General features: G+C 65.0%; 7 protein-coding genes. 3 read left to right on the top strand and 4 right to left on the bottom strand.

The window, feature by feature from the left end; all coding sequences use genetic code 11:
* Window positions 1-148: 148 nt before the first annotated feature.
* A complete protein-coding gene (locus WG908_RS09725) occupies window positions 149-1,636 on the top strand; it encodes a lipopolysaccharide biosynthesis protein (protein ID WP_340186364.1) in 1,488 nt (495 codons plus the stop codon).
* A 6-nt stretch (window positions 1,637-1,642) separates the two neighbouring features.
* On the opposite strand, the gene WG908_RS09720 is transcribed toward WG908_RS09725, so the two are convergent.
* Complete coding sequence (locus WG908_RS09720) at window positions 1,643-2,071, bottom strand: CBS domain-containing protein (RefSeq protein WP_340186363.1); 429 nt, start codon at window positions 2,069-2,071, stop codon at window positions 1,643-1,645.
* A 76-nt stretch (window positions 2,072-2,147) separates the two neighbouring features.
* Between WG908_RS09720 and WG908_RS09715 the strand changes: the two genes are divergently transcribed.
* Together WG908_RS09715 and WG908_RS09710 are read left to right on the top strand one after the other, a co-directional pair.
* The gene (locus WG908_RS09715; protein WP_340186362.1) at window positions 2,148-2,447 is read left to right on the top strand and encodes a hypothetical protein; all 300 of its coding nucleotides are present in this window, start codon (window positions 2,148-2,150) and stop codon (window positions 2,445-2,447) included.
* Window positions 2,440-2,838, top strand: a complete 399-nt coding sequence (locus tag WG908_RS09710) for an acyl-CoA thioesterase (RefSeq protein ID WP_340186361.1) — start codon at window positions 2,440-2,442, stop codon at window positions 2,836-2,838. Before WG908_RS09715 ends, WG908_RS09710 begins: the two co-directional genes overlap by 8 nt.
* On the opposite strand, the gene WG908_RS09705 is transcribed toward WG908_RS09710, so the two are convergent.
* The 3 genes from WG908_RS09705 to WG908_RS09695 form a co-directional block, all read right to left on the bottom strand.
* The gene (locus WG908_RS09705; RefSeq protein WP_340186360.1) at window positions 2,814-4,328 is read right to left on the bottom strand and encodes a DUF4139 domain-containing protein; all 1,515 of its coding nucleotides are present in this window, start codon (window positions 4,326-4,328) and stop codon (window positions 2,814-2,816) included. The two genes, WG908_RS09710 and WG908_RS09705, sit on opposite strands and share 25 nt — an antisense overlap.
* Before the next feature lie 11 nt (window positions 4,329-4,339).
* Window positions 4,340-5,749, bottom strand: coding sequence for a DUF4139 domain-containing protein (locus tag WG908_RS09700; protein WP_340186359.1), 1,410 nt, complete (start codon window positions 5,747-5,749; stop codon window positions 4,340-4,342).
* A 124-nt stretch (window positions 5,750-5,873) separates the two neighbouring features.
* Window positions 5,874-6,695 (bottom strand): DUF4167 domain-containing protein, encoded by an 822-nt coding sequence (locus WG908_RS09695; RefSeq protein WP_340186358.1) that lies wholly within the window; start codon window positions 6,693-6,695, stop codon window positions 5,874-5,876.
* Window positions 6,696-6,715: the final 20 nt, after the last annotated feature.

The raw sequence follows: 6,715 nt of genomic DNA, 5'->3' as shown, positions 1-6,715 counted from the left end.
GGCAGCGCCCCGTCCGGTGAAGCCGCATTTAGGGAGGGCATCCCCAACCGTCAAACAGTTTTTGCAATTTTGTTTCAGGATTTTTTGAGACGGGTCGGGCTAAGGTGCCCATTCGACAGCAATTTATCAGCCAAAGGCCGCGGAAAATATGAGTTTGCAGGACGCCGACGCGAGCGATGCGAACTTTGGCGCGCGCATCAAAAGCGCGCTGTTCTGGCGTTCGGGCAGCCAGATCGTGTCGCAGATGGTGAGCTGGATCGCGACTCTTGCCGTGATTCGCCTGCTCGATCCGGCCGATTACGGCCTGTTCGCGATGACCCAGGTGATCCTGAACTTCGCGACCTTCCTCAATGGCTATGGCCTGGTGAGCGCGCTGGTCCAGTCGCCCACGCTCGATTCGCACCGTTTGCGCCAGGCGTTCGGCATCATGCTGCTGTTGAACGGCGCGATCGCGCTGATCCAGCTGGCGATCGCGCCCCTGGCCGCCGACTATTACGACCAGCCGATGGTCGCGGACCTGCTGCGGGTGCAGGCGCTCCTGTATCTTTCCACCCCGTTCATCTCGATTCCCGAAGCGATCATGGGCCGCGCGCTGGACTTCAAGCGCCCGGCGCTGGTCAACCTGATCGCGGCGATGGCCTCAGCCGCCGTCGCCCTGGGCGGCGCGCTTTCGGGTTGGGGGGTGTGGACGCTGGTGTTCGCGCCGATCGCGGGGTTCTGGGTCAAAGGGGTGGGCTATGTGCTCGCCACCGGGTTCCGGCCGATCCCGAGTTTCGATTTTCGCGGGTCGGGGACAATGGTTGCCTATGGCGCGTCCCTGCTGGGGGGGCAGCTGTTCTGGATCGTTCAGAGCCAGGCCGACATCTTCATCGGCGGTCGCGTGCTGAGCGCCCATGACCTTGGCCTCTACGCCGAAGCATTGTTCCTCACCCAGATTTTCGTCAGCAAGTTCATCCCGCCGCTCAATGATGTCGCCTTCCCCGCTTATGCGCGGATGCAGGCAGATCCGGGTCGCATCGCCTGGTCCTTTTGCAAGGCGGCACGGCTGTTGCTGCTCATATCCTGTCCGATCTACCTTGGCATGGCGGTGACGGCGGGGCCGCTGGTGGAAACGCTGTTCGGGCCGAAATGGTCGGACATGGCACCGTTCGTCGCCATCCTTGCGCTCGCCATGCCGTTCATGACGCTGCAGGTGATGTTCGCGCCGGTCAGCAATGCGATCGGCCGCCCCGGCATCACCGCGCGAATCGCCGCGGTTGGCGCGGTGCTGATGCCGGTCGCCTTCCTGATCGGCATCCAATTCGGCGCGATCGGCCTTGCCTGGGCCTGGCTCGCCGCCTTTCCTGTCCTGACGATCGTGACGGCGCGGCTTGCCGGCGCGCCAATGGGCCTCAGGCTGATCGACCTGCTGCGCGCCGCGGCGCCCGGCGTGGGCTGTGCCGCGATCATGGCATTGATCGTGCTGCTGGTCGATTCGCTGCTGCCCCCGCTCGGCGCGCCGTTGCGGCTGGCGGTGCTGGTCCCTGCGGGGGGGCTGGCCTTTGTCGCGACATTGCTGCTGCTCGCGCGCGACACGGTCGACGAACTGGTTGCGCTGGTCGTGCGCCGCACCGCGCCTGAGCAGGCCCCCGCGTGAACCGGGTCAGGCGCTTTGAATATAAACCCGCATCGCTTCGGCTTCCGATTCGATGCGGTCGATCCGATATTTGACGAGATCGCCGATCGACACCAGCCCCACGATCCGGCCATCGGCCACCACGGGCAGATGGCGGATGCGACGCTGGGTCATCAGCGACAGGCCCTGGATAACCTGGGTATCCGGCGTGATGGTGAAGGCCGGCGAGGTCATGACCGCGCTGACCGGTTGGTCCAGCACCGCCGCCCCGTCGGTCGCCACGCGATAGACCAGGTCACGCTCCGAAAAAATGCCGACCACCTCGCCATTGTCGATCACCGGCACGCAACCGATCCGTCGCGTTGCCAAAAGCTGTACCGCCGACAGCACGCTGTCGGTCGATTGCACCTGGACGACCTCTTCACCCTTGCCTTGCAAAATCGCCGCTACGGTCATCGTCGCTCTCCTTGTGCATCCTGGACAATGTATCTCGGCCCTTGATGATCACACTTTCGGTCCCCAAAGAAAAGGGATGACAGGAAAATATGCGCTTGATGATCCGCAGATCGCCGCGACCGCCTGGCGCAGGTTTCGGCGGATCATGGCCTGGATGGCCGTGGGTGGAACGCTGTGCGTGCTCGTCGCATTGCTCGCCTTACACCGGTGGGCCGGGCCGATGCCGCTGCATATGGTGATTGCCACCGTCATCGGCGTATGGTTGACCTTCATGCTGGGTACGGGACTGATGGCGCTGGCGTTCCTGTCGAGCGGCACCGGGCATGATGAGCAGGTGATGGACCGGCTGAAAGGACAAGGGGACATTGATGACTGATGTAAGCGGCCGCGAGCCGATATTGCGCGTGGTGCCGCGCCGCAGCGACATCAACGCCAACGGCCATATCTTCGGCGGATGGGTCCTTAGCCAGATGGACATTGCCGGCGGCATCGTCGCGGGCCGCGCCGCGCAGGGGCCGGTAGCGACCGTCGCTGTCGAAAGCATGGAATTCATCGCGCCGATCCTGCTCGCGGATATCATTTCGGTCTACGCGTGGGAAGAACGGCGCGGCCGGACATCAATCGCGATTCGCATCAGCGTGACCGCCACGCGCGGCCCGCAGGAACAGAAGGTGCAGGTCACCAGCGGCCTATTCACCTTCGTCGCGCTCGATACCAACCATCGTCCCCGGTCGCTGCCGGTTCAGGACGATGGCGAAATTCTGTAGTCGAGGCTGACGGAACCATTGGCGGGCACGGTCACCGTCCATAGCCATTTGCCATCCTTGCGCGCTACGCCCCGTCCACTGATCCGACGATCATCGCCACCGCGGAGCGAAAATTCCATCCTGATCGGTTCGGCGTTGGCATTGGTCAGATCGATCCGGCCCCGCCCGTCCGGCCCCGGCGGACGCGTCGTGAAGCGCAAGGTAGCGCTGTCGCCGGCAGGCAGCTCGACCGTTTCGCCGACCGCATGGTCGCGCAGCGCACCTTGCGCAAGGAGCAGCACTGTCTGCGCCCGCCCTTCCATCACGGCGATCCGCCCCGCCGGCAGCGGCAAGCCAAGCCCCGTTTCGAGACGGTTGCGCAGGCGCAATATCCGGTAGGTGGGCTGGCTGCCTTCGACCGCCTGATCTACCCACAGATCGGCGGTGTGGATAAGCTGAAACGGCACGTCGGATTTTTCCAGCAGCGCGACCTGCTTCTGGCCGTTTGCGTTCACATCGACGCGGACCGGGACGCGGTAGAGCTTGAGATCGCCCAGTTCCTCCTGGACGGCCATCACCGCGCCGGCTCGGCGCTGGGCGGTGACGACGATCTCCTGGGCCATGCTCGCCATCATCGGCGGGGCCGGCGGCGGAGATTGCATGGGCACATCGGTGCCGGTGGTTTCGAGCGGCCAGCATTGCAGACGCAGTTCGGGGGCAGGATCGTCGCCATCCAGCGCCGCAAAATCGGAGGAGCGGTTGAGGCGTCCCGCCACGACCTGAAGACTGGAACCGGTGAAACCGACGCTGTTGGTGTTGGCCACGGTCAACCACGCGAACAGTGAAAGCGTGCCCGCTTTCGGATCGACTTTCGCCACATAATCGGCACCCCAGTCGAAGCCGGTAGCCAGATAGGTGAGCGTGATCCGCGCAGATGCCGCAGCCGGGCTGGTGGTGGTCACCGACAGGCGCGGGCGGGCGGACAGGCCCTGCGGCACGCGGTCAAAGGTCACCGTTTCGGGCAGTCCCGAGCAGCGCAACGCTTCGATACCCTGCGCGGTTTGCAACACCAGCGCCCCGCCGCTCGACGAGCGGATGACAGCATCATGCTCGACCACCTGACCGGTGGTCCTGTTCGTGCGGCGCAGATGCACCCGGTCGCCCAGCGAGCCGTCGACCAGGGCGGCGGGCGACAACAGCCTGGCATCGCGATCCTTCTGCGCCACACCGCCGGGCAGACCGGTCACGATCGCGCTGACCGCGACCATGCCGTCGGCGACACCTTCGAACGCGATCCGCGCGTCGCCGGCGGGCAGGGTGACGGTGCGCGTTTCACTGACCAGCGCGAATCCGCTCAGCCAGCGCATGTCGATGCCACCCTCCCCGCGATCGGGATTACGGTAAATGGTGACCGCCACCGCTTCGGGCGCGCTCGCCTCGATCACCGGCTGCGCCATCCCCGCAGAAAGCGGCAGGGCCAGGGTCAACAGCGCGAGTGACAGGCGACGCACCGGATCGCGGATCAGTAGCGCGTGTCGAAGGTGGCGGTGAGCGTGGCGCTGCCATTCGCAGGCACGGTCACCGACCACAGCGCGCTGTTGCTGTTTAGCCGCGTACTCGTCTGGCTTTCGGTGACAATCCGGGTGTCCTGATGATAGAAATCCAGCCCCGCCTGGACCAGGTCGACTGTCACCGCCTCGGGCCTTGCATTGGTGAAATCATAGCGCATGGCCGTCCGCCAGCGATCGGCGCTGAGCTGCTCGCGCTTTTCCACCACGGGCTTGACCTTGACGTCGAACGCGTCGCCGGTCGCGAGCGAAAGCGAGCTGCCCATCGGCGTATGGTCGACACGATTTTCGCCGATGAACTGGGCCGCGCCGGCCGCGTCCTTCATGTAGAAGCGCACCGTGCCGGCGGGGAGCGCATCGCCCAGGCCGCCACCCCTGGCGGTGGTCGAAAAGCGCACGACACTGCGCGCGCTTTGTGGCTCTTCCTGGCTGACGAGCCGGTCATTGCGATATTCATAGCCCGCCGTGGCCGGCACGCCCTGCGCGTCGAGGAAGCTGACCTGCTTGGTCTGGCGATCCGCAATCGTCGTACGCGCGGCCAGCGGGTAGAGATAATAGTCGCCCAATCGCTCGCGCGGCGCGCTTTCGGTGCCGGCGCTGCGGATGCCGCGAGGCGGCGGCGGCGGTCGATAGCCGCGATAGTCGGGCTGGCCCTGCTGCGCCACGCTGCCCGCGACCAACAAGGTGCGGGCATTGTCATAGCTGGCGCCCGACCCGTTGGTCAGCGTTACCCACCCCTGCACATCAATCCGCCCCGCCTTCGCATCGAAGGACGCAACATAATCGGCGCTCCAACCAAGGCCCGGTGTCAGATAGCGGATCGCCGCGGCTCGCGTGCCCGAACGGCCACTGTCCACCGTCACCGAAAGCGTCGGGCGCGCGCGCAGATTGGGGGGCACCTTGTCGAAAATCACGCGCACCGGCAGGCCATCGTCGCGCAACACCTCGATCCGCTCGCCGATCTGGAGCACGGTGCCGCCGTTGACCGCCAGCACTTTGGCTTGTTCGCGCGCTTCCGCGCCGGTTGCGGGATTGGTGCGGACAATGGTGATGATGCGCCCGACCGCCTTTTCCATCAGCTTGGAGGGAGAGAGCAGGTCGAAATCGAAATTCTGTTCGACGATGGCGGCATCGTCGGCGGCAAAGGACAGGGTTTCGGGCCGGATCCGCGCCGACACATCGGGAAATTCGATGCGCGTGACGCCCGAAGAAATCGCGATCTGGCGCACATCCTGCACCAGCGCGAGATCGTCATTGTAGATGGTGACCGAGACATCGCCCTGTGCCGAAGGAGACAGCGGCCCCTGCGCCGGGACAGCGACCGGCCATGACATCGCCAACAGCAACAGACAGGCACGCGTCATGACCAACCCCTTCCGACCGCTTTGGCCCATGCTTGTGCCGCACTAATGCTGAACAGGAAATAACGAAAAAGGGGCGGCACCCGAAGGCGCCGCCCCTTTTTCTGACCGATACGGACCGGCCAGCTTATTCAGCGGCCTCGGCCGGGCGCACCCGGCGAGTGCGCTTGCGCGGCGCGGCGTCCGCTGTTTCGCTGTCATTGTCGGCGCGGGCGATCGAGGGAGGCAGCACGGCGACGTCCAGCCCCGGCGTTGGCTCTGCGGCATCGGCAGCCGGCGTGCGGCGGGGCCGTCCGCGACGGGCACGGGCCGGTTCCTCGGGCTGATTGTCGACGTGGGCGATGTTTTCAGCGGGCGCAACCGCATCGGACCGGACCTGGACTTCGAACGGAGGCTGTTCGGCCGGGCGTTCGTTGCGAACCCGGTCATTGCGGCGCGGATTTTGACGGTTGCGGTCGCCCTCATTGCGATCGAGACGATCCTGGCGTTCGGCGCGCGGCTGCTGCTCGAAGCGATCCGGGCGGTCGTTGCGTTCGGATCGGTCGGGACGATCCTGGCGTTCCGGCCGGTCCTGGCGATCGAAGCGATCATTGCGGAAATCGTCGGGGCTATCCTCGCCGCCTTCGAAATCCTCGCTTTCATCGTCGAAGCTTTCGTTCGACGGACGGATGCGCTGCTGCTGTTCGTCCTGACGGGCGCGATTGTCGGCCAGCACGCGGAAATAATGATCGGCGAACTGCAGATAATATTCGGCGTTCACACGGTCGCCGGCCAGTTGCGCATCGCGTGCCATATTCCGGTATTTTTCCAGAAGCTGGGCCGCATTGCCGCGTGCGCGATTGTCGATGCGATTGCCGTTTTCGCCACTATTGCGGTTCGCGCCATTATTGGGGCGCCCGTTGTTGTTCCGGCCACGATTGCGGCGACCGGCCTGCCTGTTGTTGATCAAGACATCGTCCTTGCGTTCAC

The sequence above is a fragment of the Sphingobium anseongense genome (assembly GCF_037725245.1).
Lineage (GTDB): Bacteria > Pseudomonadota > Alphaproteobacteria > Sphingomonadales > Sphingomonadaceae > Sphingobium.
This window is presented reverse-complemented; position numbering and strand designations above follow the sequence as displayed.

Coding starts and splice junctions, on each gene's coding strand:
- WG908_RS09725 (WP_340186364.1), top strand. CDS start 149: ATGAGTTTGCAGGACGCCGACGCGAGCGATGCGAACTTTGGCGCGCGC.
- WG908_RS09720 (WP_340186363.1), bottom strand. CDS start 2,071: ATGACCGTAGCGGCGATTTTGCAAGGCAAGGGTGAAGAGGTCGTCCAG.
- WG908_RS09715 (WP_340186362.1), top strand. CDS start 2,148: ATGACAGGAAAATATGCGCTTGATGATCCGCAGATCGCCGCGACCGCC.
- WG908_RS09710 (WP_340186361.1), top strand. CDS start 2,440: ATGACTGATGTAAGCGGCCGCGAGCCGATATTGCGCGTGGTGCCGCGC.
- WG908_RS09700 (WP_340186359.1), bottom strand. CDS start 5,749: ATGACGCGTGCCTGTCTGTTGCTGTTGGCGATGTCATGGCCGGTCGCT.